The 17,080-nt window shown below is 36.7% G+C and carries 12 protein-coding genes; 5 read left to right on the top strand and 7 right to left on the bottom strand.

Features of this window, described 5'->3' with window-relative positions; translation table 11 throughout:
• Positions 1-24 precede the first annotated feature (24 nt).
• Both GQR60_RS11030 and GQR60_RS11025 read left to right on the top strand, forming a co-directional pair.
• A complete protein-coding gene (locus tag GQR60_RS11030) occupies positions 25-843 on the top strand; it encodes a hypothetical protein (protein WP_124992977.1) in 819 nt (272 codons plus the stop codon).
• Positions 840-2,804 carry a dipeptidyl-peptidase 3 family protein gene (locus GQR60_RS11025; RefSeq protein WP_124992976.1) on the top strand — a complete coding sequence of 655 codons (1,965 nt, stop codon included), beginning with the start codon at positions 840-842 and terminating at the stop codon, positions 2,802-2,804. Before GQR60_RS11030 ends, GQR60_RS11025 begins: the two co-directional genes overlap by 4 nt.
• A gap of 48 nt (positions 2,805-2,852) precedes the next feature.
• Here GQR60_RS11025 and GQR60_RS11020 read toward each other — a convergent pair whose 3' ends face one another.
• The gene (locus GQR60_RS11020) at positions 2,853-5,486 is read right to left on the bottom strand and encodes a DUF5686 family protein (RefSeq protein WP_124992975.1); all 2,634 of its coding nucleotides are present in this window, start codon (positions 5,484-5,486) and stop codon (positions 2,853-2,855) included.
• A gap of 405 nt (positions 5,487-5,891) precedes the next feature.
• Between GQR60_RS11020 and htpG the strand changes: the two genes are divergently transcribed.
• Complete coding sequence (htpG, locus tag GQR60_RS11015) at positions 5,892-7,943, top strand: molecular chaperone HtpG (protein WP_124992974.1); 2,052 nt, start codon at positions 5,892-5,894, stop codon at positions 7,941-7,943.
• A 190-nt stretch (positions 7,944-8,133) separates the two neighbouring features.
• On the opposite strand, the gene GQR60_RS11010 is transcribed toward htpG, so the two are convergent.
• Positions 8,134-9,462 (bottom strand): DEAD/DEAH box helicase, encoded by a 1,329-nt coding sequence (locus tag GQR60_RS11010; protein WP_191991611.1) that lies wholly within the window; start codon positions 9,460-9,462, stop codon positions 8,134-8,136.
• A gap of 104 nt (positions 9,463-9,566) precedes the next feature.
• Positions 9,567-10,091: a DUF7935 family protein gene (locus tag GQR60_RS11005; protein ID WP_124992973.1), complete on the bottom strand. Its 525-nt coding sequence runs from the start codon at positions 10,089-10,091 to the stop codon at positions 9,567-9,569.
• Between the two features lie 190 nt (positions 10,092-10,281).
• Between GQR60_RS11005 and GQR60_RS11000 the strand changes: the two genes are divergently transcribed.
• Entirely contained in the window at positions 10,282-11,475 is a 1,194-nt protein-coding gene (locus GQR60_RS11000; protein WP_124992972.1) for a pyridoxal phosphate-dependent aminotransferase, read from the top strand.
• Between the two features lie 141 nt (positions 11,476-11,616).
• Positions 11,617-12,231: a hypothetical protein gene (locus GQR60_RS10995; protein ID WP_124992971.1), complete on the top strand. Its 615-nt coding sequence runs from the start codon at positions 11,617-11,619 to the stop codon at positions 12,229-12,231.
• Between the two features lie 415 nt (positions 12,232-12,646).
• On the opposite strand, the gene GQR60_RS10990 is transcribed toward GQR60_RS10995, so the two are convergent.
• The 4 genes from GQR60_RS10990 to GQR60_RS10975 form a co-directional block, all read right to left on the bottom strand.
• Positions 12,647-13,846 carry an FprA family A-type flavoprotein gene (locus GQR60_RS10990; RefSeq protein ID WP_124992970.1) on the bottom strand — a complete coding sequence of 400 codons (1,200 nt, stop codon included), beginning with the start codon at positions 13,844-13,846 and terminating at the stop codon, positions 12,647-12,649.
• A 198-nt stretch (positions 13,847-14,044) separates the two neighbouring features.
• A complete protein-coding gene (locus GQR60_RS10985) occupies positions 14,045-14,716 on the bottom strand; it encodes a Crp/Fnr family transcriptional regulator (RefSeq protein WP_124992969.1) in 672 nt (223 codons plus the stop codon).
• A 126-nt stretch (positions 14,717-14,842) separates the two neighbouring features.
• Complete coding sequence (locus tag GQR60_RS10980) at positions 14,843-16,078, bottom strand: ABC transporter permease (RefSeq protein WP_124992968.1); 1,236 nt, start codon at positions 16,076-16,078, stop codon at positions 14,843-14,845.
• A 58-nt stretch (positions 16,079-16,136) separates the two neighbouring features.
• A complete protein-coding gene (locus tag GQR60_RS10975) occupies positions 16,137-17,063 on the bottom strand; it encodes an ABC transporter ATP-binding protein (RefSeq protein ID WP_124992967.1) in 927 nt (308 codons plus the stop codon).
• Positions 17,064-17,080 lie beyond the last annotated feature (17 nt).

Here is a 17,080-nt window from a genome sequence, read left to right as displayed (position 1 = left end):
GTAAGAATATTCAAAAATAGATTGATGAGAAAATTATTACTTGTGTTTTTTGTCTTACTCGGGTCTTCGAGTCTTTTTTCGCAGATTAATTTATTGGAGAAGGAACAGCAAATCAAATCTAAGTTTGATCGTTTGGTTCTGGCTGATACTGATTCTTTAAAATTGAGTATCTGTAATGAAATTGAAAACATATTTTCGGATTTGTTGGTTGAAGAACAGAGTTTTGATTATCCGTTTTCTGAATTATCAAAAATGGGTAAGTTGATTTCTCCCGATCAGAAATTTCGGATTTTTAATTGGAATTGTGTTTTGGATGATGGAACTTACCGATATTTTGGGCTGCTGCAAATTAAACTGAAGAAATCAACTCGGGTTGAGGTTTTGCATGATGCGAAGCTTGTAGCTGATATGTTTCATCAATACCCGGCAGTAAATTGGCCGGGTGCGTTGTACTATCAAATTATTCCGTTTAAGGCAAAATCTGGTAATTCTTATTTCTTGTTGGGATGGGATGGAAATGATTTCCGAACCAACAAGAAGCTTGTTGAAGTGCTTAGTTTTGATGAGAAAGGAAAAGTTACTTTTGGTATGCCGGTGATTATCTGGAAAGGAAAAATTTTAGACAGAATAGTTTTCGAATACGCCAAACAGGCAAGAATGACTATTCAATACAACAAAAAAGATAAAAGAATTGTATTTGATCATTTGGCGCCGTCATTGCCAGTTTATCAGAATCAATTTGAATATTACGGACCTGATTTTTCTTACGATGCGCTTGAGTATCAAAAAGGGAAATGGGTATTAGTTGAAAATATTGATGTAAGAAATAAGAAAGAGAAATGAGTAAAATATTCCAATATCAAACAGAGCAGTTTGCTGATATAAAGATACTAAGATACCAGGTTCCCGGATTTGAGGAACTAAGTTTGAGTCAGAAAGAATTGATTTATTATCTGGCGGAAGCTGCGCGTTGCGGCCGCGATATTCTGTTCGATCAAAACAATAAAAATAATCTTAGCATTCGCCGCACTTTGGAGGCTATTGCTAGATCATACGATGGCGATCGGGAATCGGATGAATTCAAAAGCTTTTTGGTTTATGCCAAGAGAGTTTGGTTCTCAAACGGAATTCATCATCATTATTCGATGGATAAGTTCATGCCTGAATTCTCTGAAGAGTACTTTGGCGAACTGTTGAGCAATACAAATTACGAGTTGTTGCCTTTGTTGGAGGGAGAAGATGTTGTTGGTTTGCTGACCAGATTGGTTCCTGTTTTGTTCGATGAAGATGTGGATGCAAAACGTGTGGTTTTGAATCCTGAACTGGATTTAATAAAGGATTCTGCAAATAACTACTATGAGGGAGTTTGTGAGAAGGAGGCGGAAGATTTTTATGCCAAAATGGAAAAGGGAGATCCGGAACGGCCAATTTCTGCAGGTTTGAATTCCAAGTTGGTGAAAGAAAATGGTGAGCTGATTGAAAAAACATGGAAAGTGGGAGGAATGTATTCCGAGGCCATTGAAAAAATTGTGTTTTGGCTGGAGAAGGCGATACCTGTTGCGGATAGTGAACTTCAAAGAGAATCCTTGGTGAAATTGGTTGAGTTTTATAAAACCGGCGATTTAAAAGCCTTCGATGAATATTCAATTTTATGGGTGAAAGATTTAGATACTCATGTGGATGTAGTGAACGGTTTTATTGAAGTGTATGGTGATGCTTTGGCAATTAAAGGCAGTTGGGAATCTATCGTTAATTTTAAAGATATTGAAGCCACCAAAAGAGCTGTGATTATTTCCGATAATGCACAGTGGTTCGAAGATCACTCTCCTGTTGATAAGCGATTCAAAAAGGAAAAGGTGAAAGGGGTGAGTGCAAAGGTAATTACGGTAGTCATGCTCGGGGGCGATTGTCATCCGGCAACGCCTATTGGGGTTAATTTGCCAAATGCAGAATGGATTCGTAAAGAACATGGAAGTAAATCAGTTACGATAGATAACATTACGCATGCCTATCATCAGTCGTCTTTAAAAAGTGGAATGATTGATGAATTCGCCTATAGTAAAGAGGAAGTTGCTCGGGCAAAAGAGCATGGATATTTGGGAGGAAACCTGCATACCGACTTGCACGAATGTCTTGGTCATGGTTCGGGACAGTTGTTGCCTGGTGTGGGGATGGATGCATTAAAAAATTACCATTCAACATTGGAAGAGGCCCGGGCTGATTTATTTGCCTTGTATTACATGATGGATACTAAAATGGTAGACTTGGGATTGATGCCATGTTTGGAGGTTGCCAAAGCTGAATACGACGGGTACATTCGCAATGGATTAATTACTCAGCTGACCAGAATTGACTTGGGAAAAGAGATTGAAGAATCTCACATGAGAAATCGTCAGTTAATAGCCAAGTGGGTTTTTGAAAAAGGAGAATCGGATAAGGTGATTGTGAAGGTGCAGGAAGAAGGGAAGACTTACTATGTTGTGAATGATTATCTAAAACTGAGAACACTATTTGGAGATTTATTGAAAGAAGTACAACGAATAAAATCGGAAGGCGATTTTGAGGCAGGTAAACGTCTGGTTGAAGATTATGCCGTGAAGGTTGATGTTGAGTTACATAAGGAAGTGAAGGAAAGATTCGAAAAGCTGAATCTGGCTGCTTATGCCGGCTTTATTAATCCGGATTACCACCCGGTTTACGAAGAAGGCAAAATTGTTGATGTTCGAATTTCTTATCCAATGGATTTTATGGAGCAGATGCTTGAGTATGGAGAGAGGTATTCCTTTCTACCGAATATAAATTAAAATGAAGAGGCTGTTTCTATTGAGACAGCCTCTTTTTATATGTTCAATTTAGAAATTAAGTTTCAATTTAATTCCTGTGTCCTGGTGATGTTTGCCATCAAAACTCCAGACAACCTCTACATCTAAGAGAAGGAATATTTGCGATAAACCGTATCCAACCTCCCAGTAATTCTTTTTATCAGCATGAGTCAGGTAATTGGCAAATAATCTTTCCTGAATTACCATTGAATTATTCAGTATTGGCAACCGCTTTAGCAGAAACCGATCGGATGTGTATTGCAGGTGTGCTTCTAGATAATCTTCTGTTGTTGAGTGTTGATAGTAATCAAGTAATCGGAAAGTATCCCATTTGTTCGCAAACATAAGTACTGGTTTGCTGGTGTTGAAATGGCGGTAATCAGCAAAGAAAGTCTGCTTGTTGGTAAGGAAACTTCCGGCTCGGGTGCTATATTTTAAACGATCGTTAAAGCCAATGTCAAATGCTTGTTTTACCGATACTTCCAACATGGAATAGTCGGTTTCCGAATCGATTACATCGCTAATTCCCTGTTTATAAAGTATTGAAAATGTTGGTTGCGAATGATAGTTGACCATGCTTTTAACACCTTTTTTAATGGTGTATCGATTACGAGGAGTGTATTCTAATTGGGCAATAAAAGTTAATGCTTTGTTGTCTCGAATCAATTCGGGATTTACGCCTGTTGGGATGTTGGGAGTATAGGCGTTGTCTTTCGGACCAGTGAAATAGAATTTATTGGTGTTGTAAAGTTGTTTCCTGTTGGCATACTCTAATTCCGTATGAAGATTTAAGCCATTTGCCAGATCGGTTTCATGCCAGATATTCACATAGTTTTTATCATACAGTTTTAAATGATTGTCTTTATAGTAAAGAGAAGTCATCATATTCAGCATCGGATTTATACCGGATTCTTCATTAAAATCAACCGCTTTGCTTCCTCCTTTAAACCCGATCCAAGCCCGTTTCATACCGTTGTAACGATATCTGCTGCTTAATGAATAATCGAGATGCTTTCGGGAGAAGGCATAGGTGAAATCAGGTGATAAATCGAAATAATGACCAATGGTATCCTTTTTAGTATATCTGAAAGGCGCATTAAATGTAAAACCCTGAACCGTGTTGTAGGAAATTTTATCGAAAGCAAAAAGGCCTGGAACTGTGAGTGAAGAATTTTCTTCTTTGTATTGATATGTTTTACCAAACAAAACATGTTTGAATTTAAATTTCCGATTTTCCTGGCGAACAGAATCTTTGTATTCCGGGGTGTTACGAACAATTTCGATCGAATCTTTTTTTGTGAAACTAATCTTTTCATCTTCCGATAGAGGAATGGGTCTCATCTGAGTCCAGTATAAGGAATCTTTATCTTTGGCATCTTTAGCAATTTTCAGCTTTTCGATTTTAATTTCCAGAGGTTCTTTTACCTTCTCTGCACGCTTTTCCTGATTTTCTTTTTCCATCAATCGGTACAACTTTCGCATTTCCGAATTATTCATATCGTCCTTTTCCAAAAGATTTTGGATTTCATTTTTCCGCTTTTTTTCTTTAACAGACAGAACTTTCGAATCTTGCTGGTTGGTTACTTCCCTGATGCTTTCAGCTTCCTGCTTTAAAGCCAGTTCCTGTTGTTTTAGGTAATCATGATCCAAATCAGGGTTTAGTGTTATCTGATAGTCTTTAATGGAAGCAACATAAATCATATTCATGCCAAATCCCATTCCTTTAAAATTCACATCAAAATCGAAACTTACCGGCATCCATACGCTTTCGTTAACAGGAGCATACAATTGATGCATGTGTACATCTGTCATTGGAAGATTGAGTTGTAAATCGGCGGAATGAATGTTCCAGAAATTTTCGGCAATATTCAGAAATCCACGAAAGAGATCTTTTCCTTTTCGTTTGGGCGTTACTTTAATTCTGTTGATCATTCTTCCCTGATCTTCAAAAACCGATTTCAACTGAAATTTGTAGACAGAAAATGCTGTTTTATCTAAGGGTGATATGAATCCATCGTCCTTGGTGTCATATAAGTTGGCCGTAATAAACTGCATTGGGTTGGTCTGCTCGCCTAAACCCGATGAACGAACAGATATCACTTCCTCTTCAATTTTATCGGGAAGTTCGAAGTGAATTTTAGATATGTTTTCCGTCACAAAAGTCTTGTTTTCAGTAATGCCTTCTTCAGCCAGTTTCTTTTTAAAAAGCCGTGGTACACTGGTGATTTTTCCCGATCCTTTTAAGTAAACCGTATTGTTGTATTCGCTGACTTGCTTGGTATAATAATCGCCCATTGCAATGGCTTTCCTCATTACATAGTAGGCCGGATCCTCACCGCTGGCCAATACTTTTACTTCCTTTAACTGATAGGTTTGAGGAGCCAAAGCAACATTCATTTCAACATCTTTGTTGTTGATCCTCACCTTTACATTTTTGGTTTTAAAACCCAAATACCGGTATTCGAGCTCCCATTCGCCGTTGGGGAGGTCTAATTGATACTGTCCGTCGATATTTGAGGTTGTTCCGGTAGCCAGCGTTTTTATGTAGATATTAGCAAATGGAATGGCATTGCCATCTGTATCGGATATTGTACCTGTAATTTGTTGTGCATTGCTCAGTAAGGAGCATAAGAGTAGTAGGGAGCTAATTGTGAATTTGATCATACTTTGTTTTTGTTATTAGTAAGACTAAGACGATTGAACGTTTGAAAAGGATACAATGTAATTTTAATTGGCTGATATTGCTTCCTTTTGAGAATTGTAAATTTATCAGGAAAATACAATATAAGGTTAAACAGCAGTTGCTTTTTATGATTTTTTAATAAAATGGAATAGTATTTAACATGTTTTGTAAAGTGTCAGTAAACAATTATCAGTAATATGATGGCTGAGGTCTGCGTGCCAGCTAACAATTATGTACTTTGTTTGTCGTTTAATTTGAGAAGTACTGACAGCATTCTGAAATTTTTTCTTGTTTCCTGTCTTATTGACAGAAAATTTCTCTTGGCATAGGCTTTGACTATTCCACATTCGAAAAATTGTAATTCAAAATTTTAAAACGATATAACTATGTCAACAGGAAAAATTGGTGTTACCAGTAACGATCTGTTTCCAATTATTAAGAAGTTTTTGTACTCAGATCACGATATCTTTTTGCGTGAAATTGTTTCTAATGCAGTTGATGCAACTCAAAAATTGAAAACTTTAGCTTCTTCAGGAGAATTTAAGGGGGAAGTAGGAGAATTAAGAGTTTCTGTTAGTATTGATAAAGAAGCAAAGACGATTACTATTTCCGATAACGGTATTGGTATGACTCAGGAAGAGATTGAAAAATACATCAATCAGATTGCATTTTCGGGAGCTGAAGAGTTCATGGATAAATACAAAGATCAGGCGAATGCCATTATTGGTCATTTTGGATTGGGTTTTTACTCTTCGTTTATGGTATCCGATAAGGTAGATATTGTGACTCTTTCGCACAAAGAAGGTGCTGAAGCAGTAAAATGGAGTTGTGAAGGAAATCCTGAATATACTTTAGAGAAAGTAGAGAAAGCTGATCGGGGAACCGATATTGTAATGCACATTTCGGAAGAGGAAGAAGCCTTTTTGGAAGAGAGCCGTATTCAGGAATTGTTGAACAAATATTGTAAATTTTTACCTATAGAAATTGCTTTTGGAAAGAAAAAGGAATGGAAAGACGGTAAGAATGTTGATACCGACGAAGACAATATTATTAACGATACAAATCCTGCATGGACAAAGAAGCCTGCTGATTTGAAGGAGGAAGATTACAGCGATTTTTACCGTCAGTTGTATCCAATGGGAGAGGATCCTTTGTTTCACATTCACTTGAATGTTGACTATCCTTTTAACCTGACCGGTATACTGTATTTCCCAAAAATTAAGAACAGTGTTGAAATTCAAAAGAACAAAATTCAATTGTACTGCAATCAGGTATTTGTTACCGATTCGGTTGAAGGAATTGTTCCTGAATTTTTAACCATGCTTCATGGTGTGATTGATTCTCCGGATATTCCATTGAACGTATCCCGTTCTTACCTGCAAAGTGATGGTAATGTGAAGAAAATTGCCAGTCATATCTCAAAGAAAGTTGCCGACAGCTTGAATGATATTTTCAAGAATGACCGTGCAGATTTCGAAAAGAAATGGGATGATTTACGCATATTCATTCAGTATGGAATGTTGACTGAAGATAAATTTTTCGATCGTTCCAAAAAATTCATGTTGTTCAAAAATACTGAAGGAAAGTATTTTACAATGGAAGAATATGAGGCAATTATCAAGGAAAATCAGACAGATAAAGACAGCAACATCATTACTTTATATGCTACTGATGTAGATGCTCAGTATACTTACATTGAGGCTGCAAAAGCAAAAGGATATGATGTTTTGGTAATGGACAGTCAGTTGGACAATCACCTGATTAATCATTTGGAGCAAAAAACACCAACTACAAAATATGTTCGTGTTGATTCTGATATCATTGAAAAATTGATTCAGAAAGATGAAGTGAAAGTATCTAAGCTTACTGAAGAACAAAGAAATGACTTGATTCCTGTTTTCAATTCTCATTTGCCATCGGGGAAAGTAAACTATATTGTAGCTTTCGAATCGTTAGGAGAGGAAGCGCAGCCATTGCTGATTACTCAATCGGAATTTATGCGTCGTATGAAAGACATGGCTGCCATGAATGCTGGAATGGGATTCTATGGTGAAATGCCTGATTCTTTTAATTTGGTTGTTAATTCGGATCATGCTTTAATTGAAAACATTCTGAACGATAAGGATGCTAAGATGGGCAAAAAGCTTGCTGAGGTTTCAGCTAAACTGACTCCATTATTCGAGGAAAGAGAGCAATTGGATGCTTTGAAAAAGGACAAGAAAGAAGACGAAGTTCCTCAGGAGGAAAAAGATAAAATGGCTGAGGTTCAGAAGCAAATTTCTGCTGTGAATGCTGAAAAAGAAGAATTGCTGAAAGGATATGGTAAGGACAATCAGTTGGTAAAACAATTAATCGACCTTGCATTGCTTGCCAACAATATGTTGAAAGGAGCAGAGTTAGCAAAATTTGTAAAACGAAGTGTTGATATGATCAAGTAATTGATAATTCACAGATATATGGCGGCCGGACTATTACAGTCCGGCCGTTTTTTTGTTGATATGTTTTTCCCGGAAAATATAAAAACCAAAGCCTTCCTGAATTTATAAGCTTTTAAATGCAGGCACCCCTTATTTGTTAAGGCTTTTTGATGCACAAAAAAAAGCCCTTTCGGGCTTTTCATTGTTTTGTTTATTTTTTAGATTTCTTCTTTCGGTTTCGTTTCTTATTTTCAATTGCCTTTTGGCGGCCTTTTGAACCCGATGGAGTCTTTGAATTTTTAGCTGATTTCTTATGAAAGGCACCACTGGATAAATCCAAACGGATGGTGTTTTTAATTTTAATATTTCGGGTTTGTATTTTTTCATCTTCAAGCAATTGGCTTGTAAATACAACTTCGACAGGAACCGCTCCTATTTCAATAGGCTTTTTAATTAAAGCTTCTACCTGTTCCATCAACTCCTCTTCGCCTTTATTTACAAAGCTAATGGCAGTACCATCTTTTTCGGCACGTCCGGTACGACCTACACGGTGAACATACTCAACGTAGTTGCTCGGAATGTCGAAGTTGATTACGTGGCTGATGTTTTCAATATCGATACCACGGGCAGCAACATCAGAAGCAATCAATACTCTTGATCTACCTTCTTTAAAGTCGTTAAGTGCTTTAATCCTTGTGTTTTGTGCTTTGTTCGAGTGAATTACACTTAGGTCTTCGCCCAAAAATTCTTCCAAACGATCCACAATCCGATCCGCATTCTTCTTGGTCTCGGTAAATATCATCACCTTGTTAAATACCTCTTTGTCTTTTAAAAGGTGTTTAAGCAGAGCTATTTTACTAAGAATATTAGGAGCCTGATATTGAATTTGATGAATGTTTTCAACGGTAGAAGCCTGTGGCGCAATTTCTATTCGCTCAGGATTTATAAGAAAATCATCAGCTAATTGAGCAACCGTATCCGAGAAAGTTGCCGAGAACAGTAGGTTCTGATGAACTTCAGGAATGATTTCGAAAATCGCCTTTAACTGAGGCATAAACCCCAGATCCATTAATTTATCAGCCTCATCAACCACAAGAGTTTTAATCAGGGTGAATTTCAGAATTCGGGTCATGTAGATATCCATTAAACGACCAGGAGTCGCCACAATGATATCAATGCCTGCATACAATTTTTCCTTTTGAGTATTGATGTTCACCCCGCCATACACCCCAACGGCGCGCAGGTTGATATAGGGAGACAGTAATTCAATTGTTTCAACAACCTGCAAAACCAATTCACGGGTAGGAACAACGATTAATGCTCTTGGATCAAATCCCTGTGCGTAGTTTAATTTCATTAAAATTGGCATCAAATAGGCCAGGGTTTTACCTGTTCCTGTTTGGGCAATCCCAATTACATCTTTGCCTGCACGAATAGGGGAAAATACCTTCTCTTGTATTTCTGTTGGTTTCTCGAATCCCGCCTCGTCAAGCGCCATTCTAATCTGTTTGCTTATTTTGATGTCGTCAAATGAAATCATTACCATGGTATTTGAAAATTTGTGCAAAAATAGGCAAATAAACCGACATTAGCGATCTTTCATTGTTTATCGTTCTTATTTGTATAGCTGTTCAATGCTTTAAATCAGCTCCATATTTGTTGAATCTCATTTTTCAATGCCGAAATTGCAGTTACAATAGCCGGTTTTTGTTGCTGCATATGTGTTTCAATAATCGCTTTGCACAAAACAATTGAAGAATCTTCAGGTGCCGTTTGCGTGGCTTCAGTATTAATTAATCGAATTGTACTGTCTTTTGCATTTTTTAACAGCATCCACGATTCATCGGTAACATAAAGTTGCTGTGCAAGATTGTGTTCGTATTCAGTACGAATGGCAAGAATCAATTTTTGCTGCAATTGTAAATTTGTTAACCCGCTTGTATTTTCTCTAACAATTAACGATTCGGGATGAATACGTTCCAGAAAAATAATTAACCGTTCGCAGGCCTGAAGTCTTATTGGAGTGGTTTGTTTTTGATTCTTCAGTAAAAGCTGATGCTTAATTTTGCGCTCTTCATGCTTTAAAAACTGCTTTATCAGCAGATAAGCAGTAGCAAAAACAACCAATGATGGCAGGATATACTTACTAATTTCAAGAATGTCTTTCATTTTAATAGTTTCTTTATATTTTTCGATAGTTATGGATTCCCTATGTATTTAAAAACTGTATCTTTATCCACTGAAATGATAATTCGAAGATAAACTAATCGCACCGTTTATTTTAATTATCAAGGGGGAAAACAACAACAACAAACACAAAAGTATTAAGCAATTTACTAAATCCCTAAATTAATTTAGAATGTTGAAAGTTTCGGATCGAATTGCAGGAATGGAAGTGTCTCCAACTCTTGCGATGTCTCAAAAAAGCAGAGAAATGAAAGCTCTCGGAATTGATGTTATCAATCTGAGCGTAGGTGAACCAGATTTTGATACTCCTGACCACATTAAAAAGGCAGCACAAAAGGCTATTGATGATAATTATTCTCATTATTCGCCGGTTCCTGGTTATGTTGAATTACGTAAGGCAGTGGTAGGTAAGCTGAAACGGGAAAATGATTTGGAATACACCGTTGATCAAATTGTTGTTTCAAATGGAGCGAAACAATCAATTACCAACGTTATTTTGAGTATCATCAATAAAGGAGATGAAGTAATTATTCCTTCGCCTTATTGGGTAAGTTACAGCGAAATTGTAAAGTTAGCTGAAGGAGTTAATGTTTTTGTATATGCACCAATCGAGCAGGATTTTAAAATTACTCCTGAGCAATTGGAAGCGGCGATTACTCCAAAAACGAAAGCCTTTTTATTCAGTTCACCAAGCAATCCAACCGGAAGTTTGTATTCTAAAGATGAGCTAAGAGCATTGGCTGACGTTTTTGTGAAATATCCGGATATTACGATTCTTTCTGATGAAATATATGAGCACATCAATTACGTTGGTGCTCACGAAAGTATTGCCCAGTTTGCAGATATTTTTGACCGCGTAGTGGTGATTAATGGTGTTTCTAAAGGTTATGCCATGACAGGATGGAGGATTGGCTACATTGCGGCTCCGTTGTGGATTGCAAAAGCTTGTAACAAGTTACAAGGACAGATGACATCAGGTGCATCTTCGATTGCTCAAATTGCTTCTGTTGCGGCTTTAGATGGTGATCAGTCAACAACTGTTGCCATGAGAGAAGCATTTCACAAAAGAAGAGATTTAGCTTTGGAACAAATTCGAGAAGTACCTGGTTTCGAAACCCGTGAGCCAAATGGTGCATTTTATCTGTTTCCTAAAGTTTCTCAATTATTTGGGAAGGCAAATGGAAGTTACACCATTAACAATTCTACAGATTTAAGTTTGTTCTTGTTGGAAGATGCGAATGTAGCAACTGTAACCGGTGAGGCATTCGGATCTCCTGAATGTTTGCGATTGTCTTATGCCACCAGCGAAGAGCAAATGGCAGAAGCTATCAGTCGAATAAAAGCATCGGTTGAGAAACTGAAATAATCAATCGAATTATATAATTGAATGGCTGTCTCATGCAAATGAGATGGCCATTTTTTGCTGGATAATTTTATATTTAGAGTAAGTGAGGAGGTGTAGTTGTTTGTCTTATTAATGAAAAGGATCAATTCTAAAAAGGACATCATGAAAACTAAACTCTTTTTATTATCTGTCATTATTCTGTTGGCGAATTACTCTTTCGCTCAGTATACCTACGAAAAACCAGTAGAGAAATATTCTCCTGATATCGATCACATTTCAAAATTTGAAGTTGGTTTTCATTATGGTCCGGCATGGACATCAGGAGATGCAAAAGAGTTTGCAAAATCAGGAAGTGCTTTTAGTTTGGATTTAGGTGTGAATTCAGGAAATTTTTATTTTGGAACTGAATTTACTCTTACCTCTTGGCGAGATTACTATGATACAGGTTATGCTGATGAAATAAATTTTAAAGAGACCAATTTTTTATGGTTGGTGAATGCAAAATTATTTCTGGGTGAAGGGAAAGTGAAACCTTATATTGGATTGGGAACCGATTTAATTACAATAGCATTGGAAATTATTGATCCGGAAGATGAGGATGATTGCTATTATTCCAATTGTTACGAAGAGGATGATCGGAATTATAATGCGTGGCTTGTTCCTTCATTTGGGATTAGATGGGAAATGGGGCCAAATGTCAGTGGCAATATTGGTTTTAGCGCAAACTTATCCCGCAATTATGATTTTATTCGTCTTCAGCTGGGGATTGTATTCTAATTAAATCGTAATTCTCTATGATATTGAGAAACGCCTTAATTATTAAGGGAGTTTTTTGTTTGAAATATTGTCTTAAAGCCAGATGGGCTTCTACTTTTTCCTTGGATGAAAAAGTAGACAAAAAATCAACGAAAACGTCCTCAACCACCCGTTACTATTTCGAATACTAAACTACCGAACTTGTGAGATCATGAACTCCTATTTATGAAATTTATATATGAATAAAAAGAACTCGCTGTGCTCAGACAACTTTTTGTTATTAACGCATTCTTCACTATACGGGTCCCGATCTCCGGACTCAATTTCGAACTCCACATATAATCAGACGATACTTTATGGAATATATATTTTAATTAAATGACACAAAAAAACTCCCCCGAATGCGGAGGAGTTCATTATATTGAGTACTAATTTTCTATTTGTAAAGTTCTTTTAAACGGCTTGCCATTCCTTCAGCCAAAGCTTCGCACAAATCGAAATCTTCGCTGTTAGGAGCGCAAAGAGCTTCAGGTGTTGCTTCAATAGTTTCCCACTTAATTTCTTCGGCAAATTTGTTCAAGCGTTTTAAGCCGCCACCGCCCCAGGATTTGGAACCGAATACGCCTAAAACGTGATCTTTAATAGCCATGTGCTCCAATTCATTAATCAGGGTTTCCATGGTTGGGAAAACATCACCATTATAAGCACAAGAACCTAAAATTACACCACGGTATTTAAAAATATCGTTGATAATATAAGATGGATGTGTTTTTGAAGAATCGTGAATACGAACTTTCTTAATTCCTTTTTTAACCAATTGGCGGGCAATATTATCAGCCATTTTCTCTGTATTTCCGTACATCGAAGAATATACAATAACGCAACCTGCATCGGTTTTATACTGACTCCACTTGTCGTATTTGGCAATAATATCAGCTACATGACTTCTCCAAATTGGTCCGTGGGTTGCACAAATCATTTTGATCTCCAATCCATCTAATTTCTTCAATGCATTTTGAGTTGGACGACCATACTTTCCAACAATATTGGAATAGTAACGGCTGATTTCTTCATCCAAATAATCCAAATCCAATTCATCATCGAAAATACCACCATCCAAAGTTCCGAAAGCACCAAAAGCATCTCCCGAAAATAAAATTCCTTGTGTGGTTTCAAAAGTAACCATGGTTTCCGGCCAATGCAGCATCGGAACCATATAGAAGTTTAATTTGTGTTCTCCCAAGTCAATTTGATCACCTTCCTGAACTTCAAAAATATTTTCTTTGATTCCATAGAAACGCTCCAACATCGGAAATGTCTTTTTGTTTCCTACTATTTTCATTTCAGGATAACGTTCAACCAAAGAACGGATAGAGCCTGAATGATCAGGTTCCATATGGTTAATGATTAAATAATCTGCTTTTCGACCATCCAATACCTCAGTAATGTTGTCCAAATATTCATCCATAGTACCTTTTTCAACAGTATCTACAATGGCTGTTTTTTCATCAACAATAACATACGAGTTGTAAGCTACACCTTTTGGCAACGGCCAGTAGTTTTCAAATAAATGAGTGCGTCGGTCATTTGTTCCTACCCAGAAAATTTTGTCAGTAATGTTGTTTCTATTGTGCATTCTTTATGATTTTGTCGATTTTGCATATTCAGACCTTTCTATCTCATTGAAGCAACTACTGTCGCGACAAAAGGAGTTTGAGATCTTATTTGTTCTGATTTATAACAAGAAATCGGAACACTTTGTTTACAGCCCACAAAATTAAGAATATTTTTATTTTCGAAATGCTTCTACAACATCTTCTTTTAATTTTCTTACCTATTGCTGTAAAAGTCTGATGAGTTGTTGCTTATTTAGGATTTTTATTTCTCTTCTGTTGGTTTCAATTAAGCCTTCCTGTTCCATTTCTTTTAAACTTCTGGCAAAAGAAGGACGTGTAACGCCAAAAAACTGAGCCATTTCTGCTTGAGATTTTGGTAAAGTAATTTCAGTTTTATCGGGGGCTGCCAGTTTTAAAAGGTAGTTTGCTAACTTTCCTTTTATCGTTTTAAAATTTAAAAACATCAGTTTGTTGGCTAAAAACTGACTTCTATTCGATATAGAATTTAAGTAATTGGTCAGAAATACCTTATTTTTTTGAAACATTTCAATTACTGAGTTTTTGGACAGGTAGAAAACTTCCACTTCTTCATTTGCTGTTACGTTTACCGGGAACTGATTTCTCTGTCCGAATAAAAATGCGGATGCAATAGGATAGGGAGCCATAATATCCTCAATCTTAATGCTTTTTCCTGATGGATCGAGCATTTCGCCTTTCACACTGCCTTTTAAAACAATCATCAGATTTTCACATTTATCTTCCCGAAAGGCAAGCATGTCACCTTTCGAAAATTTCTTAATCTGATACTGTGAGTCGATCAGCAAATTTTCCATCTCGTCAGGAGAAATTCCTCTGAAAACGGGAGATTGTGATAGTTGTTGAAATAGCATTTTTTTTATGAGGTTTTAAATTACTCTCAATATTAGGTCTTTCTTTGCAGTTTGCAAAGAATAAGGGATGAATTGGTCTTAAATTCCATGCACTGTATTCATTAAATACTTATTTTAGCAGAGTTTCTATACTAATTTCAGAAGATTTCGTTTAAAACTAATAACTGAAATAGAGGTGAGAACGATACCAATACCCAGCAAGACTAACATTTTTGGATAGATTTCTGATAAAGGAAGTTGTCTCCAGAAAACATCGAAAAAGCCTTCTATTGCCCAATAGTTTACAGAAACAACAGCTAGTTTGTGCATGATTTCGGGCATGAAAACAAGTGGCATCATACTTCCTCCCAGTGCTGATATAACCAGTATTATCAAGGTCGATAAGCTTTCCACCTGCTTTCTGCTTTTGCAGATAGTAGCCATGAAAATTCCAAAACTGGTACAGGCAATTGCTGCCGATAAAATCATAAGGAGTAAGGCTGGCAGATTAATAAATATGTCCAATCCTAAGGCAAGCCATGAATACAAGAACATAACTGTTAGTTGTAATACGGCCATAAAAAGTGTCGACAGCATTTTGCCGTAAAGGATACTGGATGGAGAAATAGGAGATACCAATAACCGGCGAAAGGTTCCGTCTTCTTTTTCTTTTAATAAGGAAGCACCACTTCCCGATACGCTAAAAAGCAACATCATAATTGCTGTGCCTGCAATGGCCTGCACCAATCCCAGATTGCCATTTTTTTCTTCACTAACAATTGCAGTCATTGGCAGGTTCGACTTTTCTTCCAATTCTTTTGAATCATCCGAATTATCGAAATCAGTAAACTGCTCTTCAACCTGTGCCTGAATATCCAGAAGTTCTGCATCTGCCAGATCCGGATTTTTTTCTTTGATCCAAGTGTTGACTTTTCCTTTGATTCCTTTTTTCATTGTGATACCAAATAAATTAGACCACAATGCCTGTTGCAATAAACCCATTTCAATTTCCTTGGCTTCATCGTAAAATAATTCCATTGGGGCTTTGTTTCCTGCTTCCACAGAATCCTGAAATCCTTTATACAGAACCAATACTGCAGTGTTTTTACCTTTTTTGATTAGATCGGAAGCTTCCTCGTAGCTTTTGGGAAATAGCTGCATTCCATCCTTATCGTTCAAAGTATTAAATACTTCTTTTGAAAGTTCAGTATTGTCCTGATCTGTAAAAAGAAGAGAAATCGGATGTGATTTTTCTTTTTTCCCTATTCCTCCATACATCAATGCAAAAAGTGTAATTAATACGATTGGCAGTAATAGTGATAGCAAAACTGCTGTACGGTCTTTAAAATATTGTCGAATGCCTTTAAATGCTATTGTGAACATGATTTTTTCAGTTTAAATCGAATGGAAGATCATTAAATTAGTAATGGATATGCACTATTTAATCGCGTAAGGATTTTCCTGTTAATTCAAGGAAGATACTCTCCAGACTTAAACTTTTTACCTGAAGATTTTCCAAGTGCAGATTTGCCTTCGTACACATTTGAATTAGAATGGGCAAATCGGTATTGGCCAGTGAAGTTGACAGTACCATCTGATTCTCATGAATTAGAAGTTGGCCATTAAAATGATTATTGATATTTGAGAGGTCAGTTTTTTGAACATTTGTAAACCTTACATGAATTTCCTCATTGATTTTAGATGATTTTTTAAGCTCTTCGAGACTACCTTCAGCAATAATTTTCCCTTCATCAATAATGCCGATTCTGTCGCATAGACGTTCGGCTTCTTCCATATAATGTGTAGTGTAAATCATTGTGAGACCACGGGAATGGAGTTCTTGAATGACTTCAAAAATAAGATTTCTGCTTTGCGGATCAATCCCGACCGTTGGTTCATCCATAAAAACGATCTTTGGATCGTGAAGAAGAGCTGCTGCAATATTAATTCTTCTTTTCATTCCACCCGAATAGGTTTTTATTTTGTGGTTTTTCCGATCCGATAAGCCCAGAAAATCTAATAATTCCTCTGTTTTTGATTGCAGTTCTTTGCCTTTTATGCCATATAAAGTTCCCCAGAATTTCAAATTCTCTAAGGCTGTCAAATCTTCGTAAAGAGCTATTTCCTGAGGAACAACACCAATCATTTTTTTAGATTTAGTCAGGTTCTGGTAAAGTGATTTTCCCTGATAAAGGATTTCGCCGCTATCAGGCTTTAGCAGTGAACTTAAAATGCTGATTGTTGTTGTTTTTCCGGCTCCGTTTGGCCCGAGCAGGCCGTATAATTCACCTTCCTGAACAGCAAGGGAAATATTGTTTAATGCATTAACTTCTTTGAAGGATTTACTTAGGTTTTTAGCAATAAGCATGGGTAGAGTTGTTTTTA

It is taken from the genome of Labilibaculum euxinicum, from assembly GCF_009795715.1.
In the GTDB taxonomy this organism is placed as follows: domain Bacteria; phylum Bacteroidota; class Bacteroidia; order Bacteroidales; family Marinifilaceae; genus Labilibaculum; species Labilibaculum euxinus.
Note: the sequence above shows the minus strand (reverse complement) of the source record. Positions and strands in the feature narration are given on the sequence as shown.